We start from the raw sequence: 20,449 nt of genomic DNA on the forward strand, positions 1-20,449 counted from the left end.
CTCGGTCCTCAGCTCCTCAACCGCTCACCCGGTGCGTCACGTTCAACAGGTACTCCTTGCGGTCCAGCGGGTTGTGGTCGGTGCGGGGCCGCTCGGGGAGCGTGCCGCGGGTGACCGGCGCGTAGTGGTCGAAGGCGCTCTCCAGCTCGCCCTCGCCCCGGGTCAGCCCCGGCAGCCGCTGCCCGAGTTCGTGCACCCGGGCGGCCGGGATCGCGCCCTCCAGGACACAGACGGCACCCTGCGTCGCGGTGGTCCCCGGCACCGCGCCCAGCCGGGCGAGCACCGGGAGCAGGGCGCCCGGCGTGTCCGCCGGGGCCTCGATACGGAAGCGGTGCATCGGCTCGTACACCCTGCTGCCCGCGCGCCGCAGCGCCTCGATCAGCACGAGCGGGGTCAGACCGCGGAAGTCGGCCCCCGTGCTCGACATGCTCTTGTCGAAGCCCTGATGGGCATGGCTCTGCCGGGGCGAGTAGCCGGAGTGGGTCATGGTGACCGTGCAGTCGGTCACCTGCCAGCCGTGCAGCCCCTGGCCGAGCGTCTCGCGGACGCTGTCCTCGACGGCCTTGAAGAAGGCGTACGGCATGGAGCCCAGTTCCACCTCCAGCCGGAAGCCGACGCCCGATCCGGCCGGGGCCGCCTCCACGCGCAGGCCGACGGTCGCCAGGAACGGGTTTGCGTCCTTCTTGTTGAACTCGACGGCCGCGCCGGTGCCCACGGGCCGCTCGACGCAGATCGTCGTCGTCTCCCGGAAGGTGACCCCCAGCCCGAACTCGTCGGCGAGGGTGGCCTGGACGACCTCCTTCTGCACCTCGCCGTAGAGGGAGACCGAGGTCTCGCCCCGCACCTCGTCGTGCCGGACGTCGATCAGCGGGTCCTGCTCGGCGAGCCGGGTGAGCGCGAGGTGCAGCGACCGCCGGTCCGTGCCCGGCCCGGGGACGACGACCGTCTCCAGGGTCGGGGGCGCGAAGTGACGCTCGTACGCCGTCCTGCGCACCGCTCCGAGCCGGTCGCCGATCCGGATCCCGCCGAGGCCCCACAGCCGGGCGATCCGGCCCGCCCCGACGCTGTCCCGGCGGACCTCGGTGCCGTCCTCGAAGACACCGATCGCGGTGACCTTGCCGTCCTCGGGGCCGTCCCCGAACGGGATCCGGTCACGGGTGCGCAGGGTGCCGGAGAAGATCCGGGCGTACGCCACCTTCTCCCCCGCCGGCCCCCGCTCCACCTTGAACACGGAGCCCGACAGCGGCCCCTCGGGGTCGCCTCCGGCGCCGGGAAGGAACTCCCGGATGCCGGTGACCAGCTCGGACACACCCGCGCCGGTGACGGCCGAGCCGAAGTAGACCGGATGCGCGAGCGCCTGCCGGGTGTGCTCGGCGAGGGCGCTGCGCAGGCGGCCGGGCGGGACGGCGGCGCCCTCCACGTACGCGGCGAGCAGCCGGTCGTCGTGCTCGGCGAGGACGTCGAGCGCTGCGGCCGGGCCGGGACCCGGGACGAAGCGGGCCGTGCGGGTGCCGAGTCCGGTGGCCGTCCCCATCGGCACGAGGGCCGGGGTGAGCCGGCGGGCCATCTCCCGCAGCACGTCCTCGTCCCGTGCGCCACGCCGGTCGATCTTGTTGACGAAGATCACGGTGGGAATGCGCAGCCGGTGCAGCGTGCGCATCAGGACACGGGTCTGCGCCTGCACGCCCTCGACCGCCGAGACGACCAGCACCGCGCCGTCCAGCACGCCGAGCACCCGCTCCACCTCGGCGATGAAGTCCGGGTGACCGGGGGTGTCGATGAGGTTGACGGTCACGCCGTCGAGCGGGAAGGAGACGACGGCCGACTTGATGGTGATACCGCGCTGCCGCTCCAGCGCGAGGGTGTCGGTCCGGGTGGTGCCCGCGTCGACGCTGCCGACCTCGTCGGTCACCCCGGCCGTGTGCAGCAGCCGTTCGGTCAGGCTGGTCTTACCCGCGTCGACGTGCGCGAGGATCCCCAGATTGAGCAAGTGCACCAAGTGTCATGTCCTTGAGAGAGTGGGCCATTCCTTCCTGGGTGGACATGAACGGTGCGCGCATCACTGCTCCTGGGATTCGGGGAACTCGACCGGTGCAGTGCAGCAGAACGGCGGCCGGCCCGCCAACGGATTAACGTTCAACCAAACCTGTGCGCGGGGCGAGCGGAGGAGCGGACGATGCGGGACATTCTCCCGGTGCTCAGCGGGTGGTACGCCGCTCACCTGCCGTTCGGGCTCGCCACGGTCGTCGCGGTCAGCCGCAGCGCGCCGCGCGGGCCGGGGTCGGCGATGGCGGTCGGCCCGGACGACGAGGTCGTGGGCAGCGTGTCCGGGGGCTGCGTGGAGGGCGCGGTCTTCGGACTCGCCCGGGAGGCCGCCGCCGGCGGCGAGGCCCGGCTGGAGACCTTCGGCTACAGCGACGAGGACGCGTTCGCGGTCGGGCTCACCTGTGGTGGCGAGATCACCCTGCTGATCCGTCCCGTCACGCCCGAGCTGGACCCGTCCTTCGGGGCGGTCGCCGCGTCGGTCGCGGACGGGGAGCCGGTGACCGTGGCGAGTGTGGTCGACGGGCCGGCGCCGCGCGGGGCGACCCTCGCGGTGTGGCCGGAGACGGCCGCCGGGGCGCTGGGCTCGCGAGGGCTGGACGTGGCCGTGGCCGCCGACGCGCGGGGGGAGCTGGCGCTGGGCGCGACGGCCCTGCGGCACTATGGGCCGGGCGGGGAACGCCGCGAGGACTCCGTCACCGTGTTCCTGCACTCCTTCGCGCCACCGCCGCGGATGCTGGTGTTCGGCGCCATCGACTACGCCGCCGCGGTGGCCCGCGTCGGCGCCTTCCTCGGCTATCGGGTCACCGTGTGCGACGCCCGGCCGGTGTTCGCCACGCCGGCCCGCTTCCCCGAGGGCGTCGAGGTGGTCGTGGACTGGCCGCACCGCTATCTGCGCGGCACGGACACCGACGAGCGCACGGTGATCTGCGTGCTCACCCACGATCCCAAGTTCGACGTGCCGCTGCTGCGGGAAGCGCTGCGCCGGCCCGCCGCGTACGTCGGGGCGATGGGCAGCCGCCGTACCCATGCCGACCGGATGCGGCACCTGGCCGGGTCCGGGCTCACCCCGGCCGCGCTGTCCCGGCTGCGCTCTCCCCTGGGCCTGGACCTCGGGGCCCGCACACCGGAGGAGGTCGCCGTGTCGGTGGCCGCCGAGATCGTCGCGCTGCGCTGGGGCGGAAGCGGGGTGCCGCTGACGGTGACGGAGGGTGCCATTCATCCGCGCAGACGGGCGTAGAACCGGTGCCCGGGGATTTTTTTCCGGACATTGGCGTAATCGGTGTGTGAGGCGACGCGGGGACGGGTAGGCGGCGCAACAGCAACGGATGGCATGCATGTCCGTCTACGGCACTTCCCGGAAGGAGGTCCGTGACAGCGCATCATCCACAGTGCCCGGGTCGTCCCCATCGCGGGGCGGCCCGGATCTCGTTTCCGTCACCTCCCGGCCCGCCTGACGGGTAGCAGCGACCCCGGCAGCAGGGCGAGCGCGTGAACGGCCGCCGCCAGGTATAGGCCGGCGGAGCGAGGGCCACGGCGTGAAAGCCGTGGACAGAACGCGCCGTGTCGTCGGGCCGGCCGGCCACCGCGCCGGCCACCGCGATCCCGACCGCACCGCCCGTCTGGCGTGCGCTGTTGTTGACCGCCGAGGCGAGGCCCGAGCGTTCGGCGGGGACGGCGGCGACGGCCGCCGCGACCACGGCCGGAGTGAGCAGACCGCAGCCGACGCCCCACAGCAGGAACGCCCGGAGCAGCACGGCGTACCCGGAGCCCGGCACGGCCCGCACCAGCAGCGCGAGTCCGGCCGCGGCGATCACCAGGCCCGCCACCGCGGGCACGCGGGCGCCGATCCGGCTGGTGATCCGCCCGCCGACAGGCGCGAGGACCGCCAGCGGGGTGAACAGCGGGACGAGCGCCAGCCCCGCGAGGAAAGCCGAGCGGTGCTGCACCGACTGGAGGAACAGGGTGAGCACGAACAGGGTGCCCAGGGTGCCCAGGTTCATGATCGCGGCGCAGGCGTTCGCCGTGCCGAAGGCGGGCCGCGCGAGCAGCGCCGGCGGCAGCATGGCGGTGTCCCCGCGCCGCACCTCGACGACGCCCAGCGCCACCAGCGCGGACCCGGCGACGACCGCGGCCGTGACCACCCCGGGCGCGCCCGCGCCGGCACGTCCGCCCTCGATGAAGGCGTACGTCACCGCCAGCAGCGCCAGGGCGCCGAGCAGCAGGCCGGGCAGGTCCAGGGCGCGGGCCCGGTCCGCGACGCTCTCCCGGACGACCGCCGCGGACCAGACCAGCGCGAGAAGCACGATCGGCCCGTTGATCAGGAACACCGCGCGCCGGCCCGGCCCGTCCGTGAGCGCGCCGCCGAGCAGCGGTCCCGCGGGCAGCGCCAGGCTGCCGATGCCCGCCCATACGCCGATCGCCCGCGCCCGCCGGGCGTCGTCGGGGAAGGCCCGGCCGATGATGGCGAGCGTGCCCGGCAGCAGCAGCGCGGCGCCCACGCCCTGGATCACCCGGGCGACGACGAGGAACCGCACTCCGGGAGCGAGGCCGCAGGCCAGGGACCCGGCGCCGAAGACGGCGAGGCCGGTCAGCACGATGCGCCGGTGCCCGTAGCGGTCGCCCGCGGTGCCGCTGGTGAGCATCAGCGAGGCGAGCGTCAGGGCGTAGCCGTCGACCACCCTCCCCCAGAGGGGGGGACCCCCAGCAGGCCGCCGACATCCGCGCCCAGGCCGGAGCCGATGGCGGGGAGGGCGACGTTGACGATCGTGACGTCGAGCAGCACCAGGAAGTATCCGGCACACATGACGACGAGGACGGCGCGCGGCGAACCGGCGTGCCGACCGGGGCTCACCGCGCGTCGCAGGAGGGTTGCCGGTGCTTGGGGCATACCTCCCGGGTACCACGCGGCACCGGCGGAACCCCCGGCTGTCAGGCGTCGCCGACGGCCCTCACCGCTGTGGCAGCCGGTGCAGTGTCACGTCCGTGAGCGCGCCGTCGGTGACGGTCGCCGTCAGGTACGTGCAGTGCGGCTGGCGGCGGCGGTCGGTGGGCGAACCGGGGTTGAGCAACCGCAGGCCGCCGGGCGCGGTGGTGTCCCAGGGGATGTGGCTGTGGCCGAAGACCAGGACGTCGAGATCGGGGAAGCGGGCGGCGCAGCGGGCCTCGCGGCCCTGGGCGGGGCCGGTCTCGTGGACGACGCCGAAACGCAGACCGCCCAGCTCGGCGTACGCCACCTCGGGCAGGCGGGCACGCAGCCGGGGCCCGTCGTTGTTGCCGTACACGCCGACCAGCCGGCGGCTGCGGTCCTCCAGGAGGTCCAGGGTGGAGGTGTCGACCCAGTCCCCGGCGTGGACCACGACGTCGGCCCGCGGGAGTTCGGCCAGGAGCTGGTCCGGCAGCTGCTTGGCGCGCTTGGGGAGATGCGTGTCGGACATGAGGAGCAGGCGCACGGGCTCAGGCTATCGGGGCACGTCGGCGTCAGCCGGACCTGGCGAGGCGCCGGATGCCGCGCACCGCGGTCACCGCGGCGAGGCCGGTGCCGAGGGCCGTGGCGGCGGGGTGGTGGGCGAGGGCGGCCTGCCAGGAGCGGCTGTGGGAGCTGTCGTCGAAGACGCCGTGGGCGCCGTGGTCGTCGCCGGGCAGCCGGTCGACGGGCTCGAAGAGGTTGCTGCGGCCTGTCGGGGCCTCCTCGTCGGTCTGCTGGGCGTCGAAGCCGGTGCGCGCCAGGTAGCGGTCGAGCAGGGCGGGGGCGAGCCGGTTGGCCCAGATGGTGGCCACGGTGGTGGCGCCGACGTAGTACTGCTTGCGGCGGGGGTGGTCGGCGGCGTGGAGCACGCCCCGGGCGGCGACCTCGGGCTGGTAGATCGGGGGGACGGGGCTTGGGTGCTTGCGCAGGCGGGAGCGCACCCAGTCGAACTGGGGGGTGTTGACGGCGGGCATCTGGGCGACGGTGACGTGCACATTGCTCCCGCGGTGCATCAGCTCGACGCGGAGGGACGAGGTGAAGCCGTTGATGGCGTGCTTGGCGCCGCAGTACGCGGACTGGAGCGGGATCGCCCGCTCGCCGAGCGCGGAGCCGACCTGCACGATGGTGCCCCGGTCGCGGGGCAGCATGCGCTTCAGCGCGGTGTGGGTGCCGTTGACGAAGCCGAGGTAGGTCACCTCGGTCACCCGCCGGTACTCCTCGGGGCCGATCTCGTCGAAGGGCGCGAAGACGCTGGTGAAGGCGCAGTTGATCCAGACGTCGATGGGGCCGAACTCCTTCTCGGCGGCCTCGGCGACGGCCTCGACCTGGTCGGCGTCGGCGGTGTCGGCGACCTGCACCAGCGGCCGGCCGCCGAGCGCGGCGACCTCGTCGGCGGCGGCCTCCAGTCCACCGCGGCCGCGGGCGACGAGTACGACGTCGGCGCCGCGCCGGGCGTAGAGGCGGGCGGTGGCGCGGCCGATACCGGCGCTGGCACCGGTGATGACGACGGTGGCGGGCATGGTCAGCTCCTCTCGGGGTGCGGGTGGTCCTGGCCCAGCCGGGCCGCGGTCTCGAGCAGCAGCGCGTGCACGAAGGCCTGCGGCAGGTTGCCGCGCAGCTGGCGCTGGGCGATGTCGTACTCCTCGGCGTACAGGCCGGAGGCGCCGCAGGCGCCGCGGTTGCGCTCGAACCAGCGGTGTGCCGGGACGGTCCGCCCCTGCTGGTGTTCGGCCAGCGCCATGACGAATCCGCAGAGCAGGAAGGCGCCCTCGGCCTCCGCGAGGGGCCGGTCGTCGTGACGGAAGCGGTACAGGAAGTGGTCCTCGGCGAGCGAGTGGCGGCAGGCGTCGAGGGTGGCGCGGGTGCGGGGGTCGTCGGCGGGCAGGCCGCCGCGTACGGCGGGCAGCAGCAGGGCGGCGTCCACGGCGGGGGCGTCGGGGCCGCGCTGCCAGTGTCCGTCGGCGTGCAGGGAGGTGGCCGTGGTGGCGGCGAGGACGGTGTCGGCGAGCCGGACGCAGGTCTCGGCGCGGGGGTGGCGCGGGTCGGCGGCGGCGAGGGCGCGCAGTCCGGCGACGCAGATCAGGCGGCTGTGGGTCCACTGCCGTGGGGACAGCTCCCAGATCCCGGCGTCGGGTTCGCGCCACCGGTCGGCGATGGCGCGTACGGCGGCCTCGGCGGCCTCGGTGGCGGTGGCGTCGAGCCGGTCGTGCCGGGCCGCCGCGGCGAACAGCAGCAGGGCCTCGCCGAAGCAGTCGAGCTGGAACTGCTGTCCCACCCGGTTGCCGACCCGGTCGAAGCCCCCGGGGTAACCGGGCAGGTCGAGCTCCCGCTGGCCGGGCACGGGTGCGCCGTGCACGGTGTAGGCGGGGGCGAGGCGGGGGCCGTCGGCGCACAGCCGCTCGGCGGTGAACCGGACGGCGTCGTCGAGGAGTTCGGGGACGCCCGCGGTGGCCGCGGCCTGTCCGGCGTAGCTCTGGTCGCGGATCCAGACGTACCGGTAGTCGTAGTTGCGGCCCTCCTCGGCGCGTTCCGGGAGGCTGGTGGTCGCCGCCGCGACCATGCCGCCGTCCCGCGTGGTCAGGCCGCGCAGCACGGCGCAGGCGAGGCGGGCGTCGCCCGGGGCGATGGTGTGGTCCAGCGGGGGTACCGCGCGCCGCCAGGCCCGCTCGGTCGCGGACCATGCCTGCTCGGCGTGCGGCGGGGTCCGCGGGAGCGGGGAGGGGGAGCACTCCAGGACGAGGTCGTGGGTCTCCCCGGGCTTCAGTGCGAGTTCGGCGGTCAGCCCCTGTTCGCGGAGGGCCGCGGCGGGCGCGCCCTGCCAGCGCAGCCGGTGGGGGCCGGTGAGCAGGTGCCACACGCCGGCGTCGTCGCGGTGGGCGGAGTCGAGCGGGGCACGGCCGTAGTCGGCGTGCGGGTCGAGTACGACGGTGAGGTGTGCGGGCCCGTCGACGGCGTGCAGCCGGCGCAGCAGGACCACGCGGCCCGGCTCGCCGGGGAAGGCGAGCGCCTCGCGGCACTCCACGACGCCCTCGGTGGTGACCCAGCGGCTGCGCCGGATCAGGCTGCCGTTCTCGTAGTAGCCGCCGGGGACGTAGGGGGCGCGCGGGGTGACGGCGTAGCCGCCCCGGCCGCCGATGAGGGAGGCGAACAGGGCGTCGTCGTGCCAGCCGGGCGCGCAGAGCCAGACGACGGCTCCGTCGGGCCCGATCAGCGCGCCGCGTTCACCGTCGGCCAGCAGGGCGTAGTCGTGCAGCGCGTGCGGTGCGTACAGTGCGAAGTGGTTGCTCATGGGGTCTCCTCGGTCAGCGCACGCGGTACGGCCGGGCGCGCTCGGCGTCGAGGGTGAGCCCCAGTCCGGGCGAGCCGCCGGCGCCCGGGGCGATGCTGCCGCCGGCCGGGTCGAGGACGCCGTCGAAGAGGATGCGCTCGATGCGGACGTGGTCGTGGAACCACTCCAGATGGCGCAGGTTGGGCACCGCGGCGGCGACGTGCGCGTGCGCGTGCGGCGCGCAGTGCCCGGAGACGTCGAGGCCGCGGGCGTGGGCGAGGGCGGCGGCGCGCAGCCAGACGGTGATGCCGCCGCAGCGGGTGACGTCGATCTGGAGGCAGTCCACCGCCTCGGCGGCGAGCATGTGCTCGAAGTACGGGAGGGTGTAGCCGTACTCCCCCGCGGTGACGTCCATGGGGGCGTGGGCGCGGATCCCCGCGAGAGCGGTGAGGTGGTCGGAGGAGACGGGTTCCTCGAACCAGGTCACGCCGTGCCCGGCGAGGGCGTCGGCGACGCGGAGGGCCTGCTTGGCGCCGTAGCCGCCGTTGGCGTCGACGTAGAGGGCGGTGGCGTCGCCGATGCTCGCGCGGGCCCGGCGGACGCGTTCCAGGTCGCGGTCCTCGCGGGTGCCCCACGACTCCCCGATCTTGATCTTGACGCGGGGGATGCCCTGGTCCTCGGTCCAGGCACGCAGCTGCCGGTCCTGCCGCCGGTCGTCGTACGTGGTGAAGCCGCCGCTGCCGTACACCGGCACGTCGTCGCGGGCCGCGCCCAGCAGGCTGACCAGGGGCAGACGGAGCAGGCGGGCCTTGAGGTCCCACAGGGCGATGTCGACGGCGGCGACGGCCTGCGCGCCGATGCCGGGCTGGCCCGCGTTGCGCACCGCGCGGCACATGTCCTCGTTCAGCCGGGGCACGTCGAACGCCGGGGAGCCGGTGACGACACCGGCCAGCAGGTCGTCCACGAGCTCCGCGGTGGCCGCGGGGGCGTAGGTGTAGCCGAGCCCGCTCACCTCGCCGCTGCGGACGGTGACCAGGACGAGGGTGGTCTTGTCCCAGGCCAGGGTGCCGTCGGCCTCGGGCGCGTCGGTGGGCACGGTGTAGACGGAGCTGTCGACCTGTTCGACGACCGGCTGGTCGGTCATGTCTCCTCCCTGAAGTGGGCCCGTGTGCGGGCGGGTTCGGTGGTGCGGTGGTGCTGCTGCCGGGTCATGTGCGGCGCCGCAGCCGCAGTGCTGCCCCGCCGGCCAGCGCGCCGGTGAGGGCGGCGAGGGAGGCGGTGGTCGCCCAGCGGGCGGTGCGGGAGGGTTCCGGCGGCCGGCCGGCGAGGCGCTCGGGCCGGTCGCTCGGCAGGTTGCCGTCCATCGCGAGGGCCAGCACCTCGGCGAGGTGCAGGGCGCGGCGGCCGGTGTCGCCCTGCTCGATCTGGGTGCGGCAGCTGAAGCCGTCGGCGAGGAGCAGGCTGTCGGGGGCCGCCTCTCGGACGGCGGGCAGGACGCCCTGTTCGGCGACGGCCATGGACACCTCGTGGTGACCGCGTTCGAAGCCGAAGTTGCCGGCCAGGCCGCAGCAGCCCTCGTCGAGGACGTCGGCGTCGAGGTGGGCGCGGCGCATCAGTTCGCGGTCGGCGTCGAACTTCATGACGGCGTGCTGGTGGCAGTGGGTCTGTACGGTCGCCTGCCGGGCGAGCCGCGGTGGCCGCCAGTCGTCGGGCGCGTGGTGGACGAGCTGCTCGGCGAAGGTGCGGACCTGTCCGGCGAGCCGGCGCACGTCCTGGTCGGCGGGCATCAGCTCGGGCGCGTCGGCCCGGAACACGGCGGTGCACGAGGGTTCCAGGCCGATGACCGGGGTGCCCGCCTCGAGGTAGGGGCGCAGCACGTCCAGGGTGCGGCGGAGCACCTTCTCGGCGACGGTGAGCTGACCGGTGGAGATCCAGGTCAGGCCGCAGCACACCGGCTTGTCGGGGACGGCGACCCGGAAGCCCGCGTCCTCCAGGACGCGTACGGCCGACATGGCGATCGACGGGTGGAAGTACGTGCTGAAGGTGTCGGGCCACAGCACCACGGTCCGCGGGTCGGCCGGGTCGGGCTCCTCGGTGCCGCGCTCCCGCCACCACTCGACGAAGGACCGTCCGGCGAAGACCGGCGCGGGCCGGGCCCCGTCCACGCCCGCCAGCCGCTTGCCCAGCCGGGCGAGGCCGGGCGCGTGCAGCGCGCTGTTGACGAGGGCGGGCCAGAAGCGCGACAGCCGCGCCCACACCGGCAGCCAGCCCATCGAGTAGTGGGCGGCGGGACGCGCTCGGCCCTCGTAGTGGTGGGCGAGGAACTCCGCCTTGAGCGTCGCCATGTCGACGCCGGTCGGGCAGTCCGACTTGCAGCCCTTGCAGGCCAGGCACAGGTCGAGGGCGTCGCGGACCTCGGTGGAGTGCCAGCCGTCCTTGACGGCGGAGTCCGCGTGCCCGTCGAGCATTTCGAACAGCAGCCGGGCCCGGCCGCGCGTGGAGTGCTCCTCCTCCTTGGTGGCCCGGTACGAGGGGCACATCACGCCGCCGGAGTGACCGCGGCAGTTGCCGATGCCGACGCAGCGCATGACCGCGCGGGTGAAGGAGTGCTCGTCCTCCGGAAAGCCGAAGTGGGTGCCGGGCGTGGCGGGGCGCCAGCCGGAGCCGAGGCGCAGCTGCCCGTCGACGGGGTTCGGGCGGACGATCTTGCCCGGGTTCATCCGGTCGCGGGGGTCGAACAGGGTCTTCAGCTCCCCGAAGGCGGTGACGAGCCGCTCGCCGAACATGCGGGTGAGCAGTTCGCCCCGGGACTGGCCGTCGCCGTGCTCGCCGGACAGCGAGCCGCCGTAGGAGGCCACGAGGTCGGCGGCGCGCTCCAGGAACCGGCGGAAATCCCGTACCCCCTCGGCGGTCTTCAGCCCGAAGGGGATGCGGGTGTGCACACAGCCCTGCCCGAAGTGCCCGTACAGGGAAGGGTGGTCGTAGCCGAACTCCTCGAACAGCTTCTTCAGGTCGCGCAGATAGTCGCCGAGCCGCTCCGGCGGGACGGCCGAGTCCTCCCAGCCCTCCCAGGTCTCGCGGTCGTCCGGGGGCCGCGCGGTGACACCGAGCCCGGCCTCGCGGGCCTTGAGCATCTTCTCCTCGCGGTCCGGGTCGTCGGAGAAGGCGACGTTCGCGTCCTTCTCACCGCGTCCGACGGCGCGCAGCAGGGCGTGCGCCTGTTCGTCGACGTCGTCCTGGCTGTCGCCGGCGTACTGCACCATCAGCCAGCTGTCGCCTTCCGGAAGGATGGCGAGGGAGTCCAGGTAGGCGCCCTCCTCGCGCATGAGCTGGGCCATCCGCCCGTCGAGGGCCTCCAGTTGGCTGGGCGAGCAGTGCTCCAGCAGGTGCGACACGTCGTCGGCGGCGGCGCAGATGTCGTCGTAACCGAGCACCAGCAGCGACTTGTACGGCGGCACCGGGACCAGGTCGACCTCGGCGCGCAGGACGGTCACCAGGGTGCCCTCGCTGCCGACCAGGGCCCGGGCGACGTCGAAGCCGTTCTCGGGGAGCAGTGAGTCGAGGTTGTAGCCGGAGACGCGGCGGGGGATCTTGGGGTAGCCGCGGCGGATGTCGGCCAGGTAGTCGGTGGCGATGCGGTCCAGGCCGTCGTAGAGGTCGGCGAGCCGGCCGCCCTGGGCGGTGATCCGTTCCCGTTCGGCGGCGGACGTCGGTCCCACCCAGGCGCGGACGCCGTCGTAGGTGAGGATCTCCAGGCGGCGCACGTTGTCCACGGTCTTGCCGTAGGCCTGCGCGGAGGCGCCGCAGGAGTTGTTGCCGATCATGCCGCCGAGCGCGCAGTGGCTGTGCGTGGACGGCTTCGGTCCGAACTGGAGCTTGTGCCCGGCCAGTCGGCGGTTGAGTTGGTCCAGCACGATGCCGGGCTCGACCACGCAGGTCCGTGCCTCGGGATCCACCGAGACCAGCGCGTCGCAGTACTTGGTCCAGTCGATCACGACGGCGGTGTTGGTGCACTGTCCGGCCAGGCTGGTGCCGCCGCCGCGGGAGAGGACGGGGGCGTCGAACCGGGCGCAGACCGCCACGGCTCGCGCCCCCGCCTCGACGGTGCGGGGGACGACGACACCGATGGGGACCTGCCGGTAGTTCGAGCCGTCCGTGGCGTAGGCACCGCGGCTGCCCGCGTCGAAGCGGATCTCGCCGTCCACCTCGGCGCGCAGAGCCGTCTCGAGGCCGGTCACGTCCCCAGGGGTCATCTGCTCACGTCCTCGTTCTCGCCCGACGGTCCTGCCCGGTCACGGACGGGCGAGTACCCCGGGATCGCCCGGTGGAACGGAGCGTCATGACCGGCCGCCACACAATTAATCAGGTACACCTGAACAGTTTGGACTGGACAGCTTTGCCTGACGGTCATAGGGTGGGCGGCATGGACGACATCTCCGACTCCGCGGCCCGTACCGCGCGCGACCTGCGGGTGGTCTTCAGTCGGCTGCGGCGCCGGATCCGCGAGGTGGCACGGGAAGAGGACAACAGGGTCCTGTCCCCGTCCCAGGAGTCGGCGCTCACCCTGGTGGGCAAGCACGGCGCGGCCACGGCCAGCGCCCTGGCCGCCGCCGAGGGCGTGCGGCCGCAGTCGATGGCCACCACCCTGGCCGCGCTGGACCAGCACGGCCTGATCCGCCGGGCCCCCGACCCGGACGACGGCCGGCGTCAGCTGGTCACCCTCACCGAGGCCGGCCGGGCCCGCGTCGAGGGCAACCGGCAGGTCCGCGAGGAGTGGCTGGCCCGGGCCTTCCAGGACCGGTACTCCGAGGAGGAGCGGCAGACGGTGCTGGAGGCGCTGACCCTCCTGGAACGGCTGTCGCAGCCCTGACCCCGGGCCCGTCCGGCGCGCCGCGCGGGACGTCCGCCCGGTCTCCACGCTCCACCCGCGGTCCTCTCCGGCACCGCGCCGACACCACCCGGCCACCTGGCCTTGCCCTGTTCATACCCGATTCACACCCTTCGGCCCGGCACGGCTGCCGGCGGCGCCCCGCCCGGGCCGTTCCCTCGGTTCCCTCACCCCCTGACCCCGAAAGGCATCACCCATGGCACTGACCGCCCTGGACCCCCGTACCGCCCTCGTCGCGATCGACCTCCAGAACGGCATCGTGGGCATGCCCACCCAGCCGCACACCGGCCCGGACGTGGTGGCCCGCACGGCCGAGCTCGCCGACGCCTTCCGGGCCCACGGCCTGCCCGTGGTCCTGGTCCGGGTCTCCTTCGCCCCCGACTGGGCCGACGCCGTTCCCGGCCGCACCGAGCGCCAGGCACGCGGCCTCGCCTTCCCGGAGGGCTGGGACACCGTGGTCGACGAACTGAGCGGCCACCCCGGCGACATCCGCGTCACCAAGCACAACTGGAGCGCCTTCCACGGCACCGACCTCGACGTCCAGCTGCGCCGCCGCGGGATCACCCAGATCGTGCTGACCGGCATCGCCACCAGCATCGGCGTGGAGTCCACCGCCCGCGACGCCTACGCCCACGGCTACCACGTCACCCTCGCCACGGACGCGATGGCCGACAGCGACCCCGAGGCGCACCGGGGCAGCGTCGAGCGGATCTTCCCGCGGCTCGGCGAGTCGGGCACGACGGCGGAAGTGCTGGAACTTCTTACCAAGACGCACGACTGACCGCCCGGCCGGGCCCCTTGCCGAGGGCGAACAAACGTCCATACAAGGGGCCGGGTTAGCATTCGGCCACGCGCACGTGCCACCCAGGCAACGCGTGGCGATCTAAGGGGGCTTGGAAGCCGGATGCCGGTCAAGGTCAGCGTCATCGTCCCCGTCTACAACCCGGGGCCCTACATCGAGGACTGCATCGCCTCGATGCTGCGGCAGTCGCTGCCTCCCGACGAGTTCGAGGTGATCTTCGTCGACGACGGCTCCACCGACGGCACCCCTGTCCGCCTGGACACCCTCGCCGCCGAGCACCCGCACATCCAGGTGATCCACCAGGAGAACTCCGGGTGGTCGGGCAAGCCCCGCAACGTGGGCATCGAGGCGTCCCGGGGCGAGTTCGTGATGTTCGTCGACAACGACGACTACCTCGGCGACGCAGCCCTCGAACGTATGTACGAGTACGGGGTGGCGAACAAGGCCGATGTGATCGTCGGAAAGATGGCCGGGAAGGGCCGCCCGGTGCCGGTGGAGCTGTTCCGCCGCAACCATCCGCACGCCACCGTCCAGAACGCCCCCCTGATCGACAGCCTCACCCCGCACAAGATGGTCCGGCGCGCCTTCCTGGACCGCACCGGTCTGCGCTTCCCGGAGGGCCGGCGGCGCCTGGAGGACCACGTCTTCGTCACCGAGGCGTACCTGCGGGCCGACAACGTCTCGGTGCTCAGCGACTACGTCTGCTACTACCACGTCAAACGGGACGACGGCTCCAACGCGGGCTTCCAGCGCTTCGAGCCGGTCGGCTACTTCAAGAACCTCCGCGAGGCCCTGGACGTCGTCGAGCAGTACACCGAGCCGGGCCCGCTGCGCGACCGGCTGCTGCGCCGCTGGCTGCGCGTCGAGATGGTCGACCGGATGAGCGGGCGCCGCCTGCTGGCCATGCCGGACGACTACCGCCGGGAGCTCTTCCAGGAGATCCGCGGGGTGGTCCTCGAACGCTTCGGGCCCGGCGTGGCCGCCGGGCTGCGCCCGGGACAGCGGATCGTCGCCGCGCTGATCCGCGAGGACCGCTACGACGAACTGGTCGCCTACGCCCAGTGGGAGATCGGCATCGCCCCCAAGGCCGTACCGACCGCCCTGGAGTGGCGGGACGGCGGACTGCGGGTCACCTTCACCGCCGAGTACCACTCCGCCGGCCAGGCACTGACCTTCACGACGGACGGCACCGGAGCGCCCGCCGACGGCATCCCCCGGGACCTGGACGAGGCGATCGACTGGCTCGGCGCGGCCGCCGTGAACGGCTTCGGGAAGGCCACCGCCGACCTGGTCCTGCGCGACCGCGCCAGTTCCGCCTCCTTCCTGCATCGGGCCGAGCTCACCCGCGAGCGCGTCCCGGCCGAGGACGGACGGATCCGGCTGGTGCTGCGCGCCACGGTCACCGTCGACCCCGCCGCGGCGGCCGGCGGTGGCCCGCTGGGCACCGGCCTGTGGGACGCGTACGTCCGGGTCGGCCTGGGCGGCTGGTCCAAGGACTGCCGGCTGGGCCCGGCCCCGGGCCACGGCCGTCCCACACCGCCCCCGGGCGTGGTCGCCGGCCGGGTGGTGCTGCCGTACTGGACCAAGCAGCACCAGAACTTCTCCCTGGACGTGGACCGGGCGACCAAGTCGCTGGGCCTGACCGCGCTCACCCCCGAGGACGCGGCGGTCTCCGGCGACGGGCTGCTCAGCCTCGCGCTGCCGCTGTACGTCGCCGACCGCACCGACGTCCGGCTGCGCTGGACCGGCACCGCGTCGGGCGGCCCCCTCCAGGAGACCGGGACGCTCACCCCCGCCGACGGCAACGGCTCGCTGCTGCGCACCGGGCTGCCCCTGTCCGCGATGCAGGGTGCCGTGTGGCGGCCGGAGCTGTGCCTGGCGCCGGAGGCGGGAACGCCTCGCTTCCTCGCCCTGCCGCTGGCCCTGCGCGTGAGCCGGAGCGGGGACGTCGAGGTGTCGGGGCCGCCGGTGCCCGGCCCGGTACGACGGCTGCTGCGCACGGTGCGGCGCTTCGCGGGCGCGGCCCGGCGGAGGATGACATCCACGGACGAGACACGGAGGGCGTGACGACGTGCGGGCACTGGAGATAGCGGACGCCTGGGTGCTGGAACCCAAGGTCTTCCCGGACTCCCGGGGCAGTTTCCACGAGTGGTACCGGGGCGAGGAGTTCCGCGAGGCCACCGGGTACGACCTCGGCCTCGCCCAGGCCAACTGCTCGGTGTCGCGGCGGGGCGTGCTGCGCGGGATCCACTTCGCCGACGTACCGCCCGGTCAGGCCAAGTACGTCACCTGCGTCCGGGGGGCCGTCCTGGACGTGGTGGTGGACATCCGCGTCGGTTCGCCCACCTTCGGCCGCTGGGAGGCCGTACGCCTGGACGACGACACCCGGCACGCCGTGTTCCTCGCGGAGGGGCTGGGGCACGCCTTCATGGCGCTCACCGACGACGCCACGGTGGTGTACCTGTGCTCGGCCGGGTACGCGCCGGGGCGCGAGCACGGACTGCACCCGCTCGACCCCGCTCTGGGTATCGCGTGGCCGGAGGGGATCGAGCCGCTGCTGTCCGAGAAGGACGCGGCGGCCCCGTCACTGGCCGAGGCGGAGCGGTCCGGGCTGCTTCCCACGTACGCGGACTGCTCCGCCCACTACGAGCGGCTGCGCGGTCAGGACTTGGCGTAGCGCTGCTTCAGCGCGCTCCGCTTGTTGGTGCCCTCGGCGTTCCGGCCCTTCTCGATGATCACCAGATTGTGGTAGAAGTGCACCGCCACGACGTTGAGGTCGGTGTAGCTCGGCTGGTAGTTCTCGTCGACGAACTCCTCGTAGTTCAGCCCGTCCGTCAGCCGCTTCAGCATCCCCATGCTGGTGTTCGGGGCGTCGCGGTCCTCGCTGCCCATCCACTCGGGCCAGTACGAGGACTGCGTGTCCTCGACGGCGTAGATGCCACCGTCCTTGAGCCGGGGGAAGAGCGTGGCGAACGTCGTGAGCACGTGCGGGCTGCGGTGGCTGCCGTCGTCGATGATGACGTCGAGGTCACCGATCTTGTCGGCGACGGCGTTCAGGGACGAGGGGTCGGACTGGTCGCCGATGAAGGTCGTGATGCGGTCCTCGTCGACGAATGACTTGTCCTGGATGTCCATTCCGAAGATCTGCGCCTTCGGGAAGAACGCCTTCCACATACGCAGTGACGCGCCGCCCTGCCCGGCCCGGCTGTAACCGCCGACGCCGATTTCCAGGAGATTGAACGAATCCTTCTTCAGGTGCTGGAGATGGCGCTGGTAGTGCTGGGTGTAACGGTGCGTCCCCCACTTGTCCGTCTTGAAGTGCACGGCGAGCTTGTTGAGATCGTTGGAGATCGCGTCGAGTCCGCTCGGCCTGGCGGGCTTTGCGGGCTGGGTCAACGTGCTGACACGACGCTTCAGCCGCCGCAGCACCCGCATGTTCTTCTCGCCCAAGGCGGACTTCACGGTCTCACGAATCGACATCGCTGGATATTCCTTTCACCATGTGCGGCAGTGCTTCGTGCAGGGCGGACCGCCAGTCCCTGAGCGGTGCCAGACCGATCTCCCGCCACCGGTCGTGCCCGAGGACGCTGTAGGCGGGCCGGGGCGCGGGCCGGGTGAAGGCCCGGCTGTCGGTGGGCCGCACCCGGTCCGGGTCGGCGCCGGCGAGCCGGAACACCTCCCGGGCCAGGTCGTACCAGCTGGCCTCGCCGGAACTGGTGGCGTGGAGGACACCGTACGCGCCGGTGTCCCGGTGGAGCTTCGCGCCGAGGTCCGCGATCCGGGTGGCGACGTCCGCGCTCCAGGTCGGCTGTCCGCGCTGGTCGTCGACCACGTCGAGGGTGTCCCGGCGGCCTTCCAGCTCCAGCATCGTGCGGACGAAGCTGCGGCCGTGGACGCCGTACAGCCAGGCGGTGCGCAGGACGGCGGACGCGCCCGGAAGTTCTTCGAGGACGGCCCGCTCCCCGGCCAGCTTGGTGCGGCCGTACGCGGTGCGCGGCGCGGGGGGATGGTCCTCCGGGTAGGGGGTGGTACGGGTCTCGCCGGAGAAGACGTAGTCGGTGGAGACGTGGATCAGACGGGCGCCGTGCTCGGCGCAGGCGCGGGCGAGCAGCCGCGGCCCGTCGCCGTTGATGGCGAGGGCCCGTGCCTCGTCGGTCTCGGCGTCGTCGACGGCCGTGTACGCGGCGCAGTTGACGACGGTCTCGGGCCGGTGCTCGCCGAACGCCCGGCCCACGGCGCCGGCGTCGGTGATGTCCAGGGCGGCGCGGTCCAGGCCCGTCACGTCCGCACCGCGCCGCAGCAGTTCCCCGACGGTGTCGCGGCCGAGCATCCCGCCCGCGCCGGTGATCAGCCACCGCATCAGGACTCCTGCTGGGCGCGCCGCTTGAGCGGTTCCCACCAGGCGCGGTTGTCCCGGTACCAGGCGACCGTGCCGGCGAGGCCGGTGGCGAAGTCGTGGCGCGGCCGGTAGCCCAGTTCGTCGCGGGCCTTGCTCCAGTCCACGGAGTAGCGCAGGTCGTGGCCCTTGCGGTCGGTGACGTACTCGACCCGGTCCCAGCCGGCCCCGCAGGCCTCCAGGAGCAGCCCGGTGAGTTCCTTGTTGCTCAGCTCCGTGCCGCCGCCGATGTTGTACACCTCGCCGGGGCGGCCCTTGGTGCGCACCAGTTCCACGCCCTGGCAGTGGTCGTCGACGTGCAGCCAGTCCCGGACGTTGCGTCCGTCGCCGTACAGCGGGACCTTGTGGCCGTCGAGGAGGTTGCTGACGAACAGCGGGATGACCTTCTCCGGGAACTGGTGCGGCCCGTAGTTGTTGGAGCAGCGGGTGACCCGGACGTCCAGGCCGTGGGTGCGGTGGTAGGCCAGGGCGAGCAGGTCGGAGGAGGCCTTGGAGGCGGAGTACGGGGAGTTGGGCGCGAGCGGGTGGGTCTCCGGCCAGGAGCCGGAGTCGATGGAGCCGTAGACCTCGTCGGTGGAGATGTGCACGAACGGGCCGACGCCGTAGCGCAGGGCCGCGTCCAGCAGGGTCTGGGTGCCGGCCACGTTGGTGAGCACGAACTCGCTCGCCCCCGCGATCGAGCGGTCCACATGGGACTCGGCGGCGAAGTGCACCACCTGGTCGGCCTGGGCCATGAGCTTGTCGACCAGTTCGGTGTCGCAGATGTCGCCCTGGACGAACTGGAGGCGGGGATGGCCGGCGGGCAGGTTGGCGAGCGTGCCCGCGTAGGTCAGCTTGTCCAGCACGGTGATGCGCGGCGCGTCGGGCGCGTCGTCGGCGAGGAGCGTGCGGACGTATGTGGAGCCGATGAACCCGGCGGCGCCGGTGACGAGGAGATTCATGAACTGATCTGCACCTTGCTGTGGTCTCCGAGGACGAGTCGGTGGGCACTGGGCACGCCGGGCGCCGGGGTCACCTCGGTGTGCCGGCCGATCAGCGAGGACTCGATCCTGCCCACCCCGTCTATGGAGGAGTCCCGCAGCACGATGGAGAACTCCAGCTCGCTGTCCGTGATCCGGCAGTTCTCGGCGATCGAGGTGAACGGGCCGACGTAGGAGTCGGCGACGACGGTCCCCGGGCCGATGACGGCCGGGCCGACGATCCGCGAGTTGACGATCCGCGCCCCCGGCTCGACGACCACCCGCCCGACGGTCTCGGACAGTTCGTCCACATCGCCGTCGATGCGCCGGTCCATGCTCTCGAGGACGATACGGTTGACCTCGAGCATGTCGCCGACGTTGCCGGTGTCCTTCCAGTAGCCCTTGATGACCGTCGAGCGGACGTCGGCTCGGGCGTCGATGAGGTACTGGATGGCGTGGGTGATCTCCAGCTCGCCCCGCCAGGACGGCTTGATGGCCCGCACCGCCTCGTGGATCACGGGGGTGAACAGGTAGACCCCGACCAGGGCGAGGTCGCTCTTGGGGCGCTCGGGTTTCTCCTCCAGGCCGATCACCTGCCCGGCCGGGTCGAGCTCGGCGACACCGAAGGAACGGGGGTCGGGGACGCTGGTCAGCAGGATCTGGGCGTCGGGGCGGCTCGCGCGGAACCCCTCGACCAGATCGCGGATGCCGCCGACGATGAAGTTGTCCCCGAGGTACATCACGAAGTCGTCGTCGGCGAGGAACTCCCGCGCGATCTGCACCGCGTGGGCGAGGCCGAGGGGCCGCTCCTGGGGTATGTAGGTGACCTCCAGGCCGAACTTGGAGCCGTCACCGACCTCTTCCTCGATCTCGGCGGCCGTGTCGCCGACGATCATGCCGACCTCGGTGATCCCGGCCGCGGCGATGGACTCCAGCCCGTAGAAGAGAACCGGTTTGTTCGCCACGGGGACCAGTTGTTTGGCCGACGTGTGGGTGATCGGCCGCAGCCGGGTACCGGCACCGCCGGAGAGCACCAGAGCCTTCATCTGCCACACCATATAGGTGATCGTCCGGAACGGGCCTTTGTTCCTTACTCGTTTGTTACGACAGTATGGCTGTGGCACT

At 73.0% G+C, this 20,449-nt stretch carries 17 protein-coding genes; 5 read left to right on the forward strand and 12 right to left on the reverse strand.

Going from position 1 to position 20,449, the window contains the following annotated elements:
- Nucleotides 1-16 precede the first annotated feature (16 nt).
- Nucleotides 17-1,996: a translation factor GTPase family protein gene (locus tag ABZ915_RS03865; RefSeq protein WP_361795829.1), complete on the reverse strand. Its 1,980-nt coding sequence runs from the start codon at nucleotides 1,994-1,996 to the stop codon at nucleotides 17-19.
- Between the two features lie 180 nt (nucleotides 1,997-2,176).
- On the opposite strand from ABZ915_RS03865, the gene ABZ915_RS03870 reads away from it, so the two are divergent.
- Entirely contained in the window at nucleotides 2,177-3,283 is a 1,107-nt protein-coding gene (locus ABZ915_RS03870; RefSeq protein ID WP_361795222.1) for an XdhC/CoxI family protein, read from the forward strand.
- Nucleotides 3,284-3,425: 142 nt separating this feature from the next.
- On the opposite strand, the gene ABZ915_RS03875 is transcribed toward ABZ915_RS03870, so the two are convergent.
- From ABZ915_RS03875 to ABZ915_RS03905, 7 genes are all read right to left on the reverse strand, one after another.
- Nucleotides 3,426-4,724 carry an MFS transporter gene (locus ABZ915_RS03875; RefSeq protein WP_361795225.1) on the reverse strand — a complete coding sequence of 433 codons (1,299 nt, stop codon included), beginning with the start codon at nucleotides 4,722-4,724 and terminating at the stop codon, nucleotides 3,426-3,428.
- Complete coding sequence (locus ABZ915_RS03880) at nucleotides 4,703-4,933, reverse strand: hypothetical protein (RefSeq protein WP_361795228.1); 231 nt, start codon at nucleotides 4,931-4,933, stop codon at nucleotides 4,703-4,705. Before ABZ915_RS03880 ends, ABZ915_RS03875 begins: the two co-directional genes overlap by 22 nt.
- Before the next feature lie 61 nt (nucleotides 4,934-4,994).
- Nucleotides 4,995-5,495 (reverse strand): metallophosphoesterase, encoded by a 501-nt coding sequence (locus tag ABZ915_RS03885; RefSeq protein ID WP_361795231.1) that lies wholly within the window; start codon nucleotides 5,493-5,495, stop codon nucleotides 4,995-4,997.
- Nucleotides 5,496-5,523: 28 nt separating this feature from the next.
- A complete protein-coding gene (locus ABZ915_RS03890; protein WP_361795234.1) occupies nucleotides 5,524-6,531 on the reverse strand; it encodes an SDR family oxidoreductase in 1,008 nt (335 codons plus the stop codon).
- Between the two features lie 2 nt (nucleotides 6,532-6,533).
- Nucleotides 6,534-8,300 carry a glycoside hydrolase family 15 protein gene (locus ABZ915_RS03895; RefSeq protein WP_361795237.1) on the reverse strand — a complete coding sequence of 589 codons (1,767 nt, stop codon included), beginning with the start codon at nucleotides 8,298-8,300 and terminating at the stop codon, nucleotides 6,534-6,536.
- A 13-nt stretch (nucleotides 8,301-8,313) separates the two neighbouring features.
- Nucleotides 8,314-9,423, reverse strand: a complete 1,110-nt coding sequence (locus ABZ915_RS03900; protein ID WP_361795240.1) for an enolase C-terminal domain-like protein — start codon at nucleotides 9,421-9,423, stop codon at nucleotides 8,314-8,316.
- A 64-nt stretch (nucleotides 9,424-9,487) separates the two neighbouring features.
- Nucleotides 9,488-12,532: an FAD-linked oxidase C-terminal domain-containing protein gene (locus ABZ915_RS03905; protein ID WP_361795243.1), complete on the reverse strand. Its 3,045-nt coding sequence runs from the start codon at nucleotides 12,530-12,532 to the stop codon at nucleotides 9,488-9,490.
- 170 nt (nucleotides 12,533-12,702) lie between these two features.
- Between ABZ915_RS03905 and ABZ915_RS03910 the strand changes: the two genes are divergently transcribed.
- The 4 genes from ABZ915_RS03910 to rfbC all read left to right on the forward strand — a co-directional run bounded on the left by ABZ915_RS03910 (nucleotide 12,703) and on the right by rfbC (nucleotide 16,646).
- Entirely contained in the window at nucleotides 12,703-13,149 is a 447-nt protein-coding gene (locus tag ABZ915_RS03910) for a MarR family transcriptional regulator (protein ID WP_361795246.1), read from the forward strand.
- Between the two features lie 214 nt (nucleotides 13,150-13,363).
- The gene (locus ABZ915_RS03915; RefSeq protein ID WP_361795249.1) at nucleotides 13,364-13,948 is read left to right on the forward strand and encodes a hydrolase; all 585 of its coding nucleotides are present in this window, start codon (nucleotides 13,364-13,366) and stop codon (nucleotides 13,946-13,948) included.
- A gap of 123 nt (nucleotides 13,949-14,071) precedes the next feature.
- Nucleotides 14,072-16,036 (forward strand): glycosyltransferase, encoded by a 1,965-nt coding sequence (locus ABZ915_RS03920; protein ID WP_361795252.1) that lies wholly within the window; start codon nucleotides 14,072-14,074, stop codon nucleotides 16,034-16,036.
- 4 nt (nucleotides 16,037-16,040) lie between these two features.
- The gene (gene rfbC / locus ABZ915_RS03925) at nucleotides 16,041-16,646 is read left to right on the forward strand and encodes a dTDP-4-dehydrorhamnose 3,5-epimerase (RefSeq protein ID WP_361795255.1); all 606 of its coding nucleotides are present in this window, start codon (nucleotides 16,041-16,043) and stop codon (nucleotides 16,644-16,646) included.
- Here rfbC and ABZ915_RS03930 read toward each other — a convergent pair.
- From ABZ915_RS03930 to ABZ915_RS03945, 4 genes are read right to left on the reverse strand one after another with little or no spacing between them, the layout of a single operon-like run.
- Nucleotides 16,631-17,449, reverse strand: a complete 819-nt coding sequence (locus ABZ915_RS03930; RefSeq protein ID WP_361795258.1) for a class I SAM-dependent methyltransferase — start codon at nucleotides 17,447-17,449, stop codon at nucleotides 16,631-16,633. The genes rfbC and ABZ915_RS03930 overlap by 16 nt on opposite strands.
- Nucleotides 17,436-18,329, reverse strand: a complete 894-nt coding sequence (gene rfbD, locus ABZ915_RS03935) for a dTDP-4-dehydrorhamnose reductase (protein WP_361795261.1) — start codon at nucleotides 18,327-18,329, stop codon at nucleotides 17,436-17,438. The genes ABZ915_RS03930 and rfbD overlap by 14 nt, the downstream gene beginning before the upstream one ends.
- Entirely contained in the window at nucleotides 18,329-19,306 is a 978-nt protein-coding gene (gene rfbB / locus ABZ915_RS03940) for a dTDP-glucose 4,6-dehydratase (protein WP_361795264.1), read from the reverse strand. Before rfbB ends, rfbD begins: the two co-directional genes overlap by 1 nt.
- Nucleotides 19,303-20,370 carry a glucose-1-phosphate thymidylyltransferase gene (locus ABZ915_RS03945; RefSeq protein ID WP_361795267.1) on the reverse strand — a complete coding sequence of 356 codons (1,068 nt, stop codon included), beginning with the start codon at nucleotides 20,368-20,370 and terminating at the stop codon, nucleotides 19,303-19,305. The genes rfbB and ABZ915_RS03945 overlap by 4 nt, the downstream gene beginning before the upstream one ends.
- Nucleotides 20,371-20,449: the final 79 nt, after the last annotated feature.

Origin of the sequence: Streptomyces sp. NPDC046915, from assembly GCF_040644935.1 — a bacterium.
Classification (GTDB): domain Bacteria; phylum Actinomycetota; class Actinomycetes; order Streptomycetales; family Streptomycetaceae; genus Streptomyces.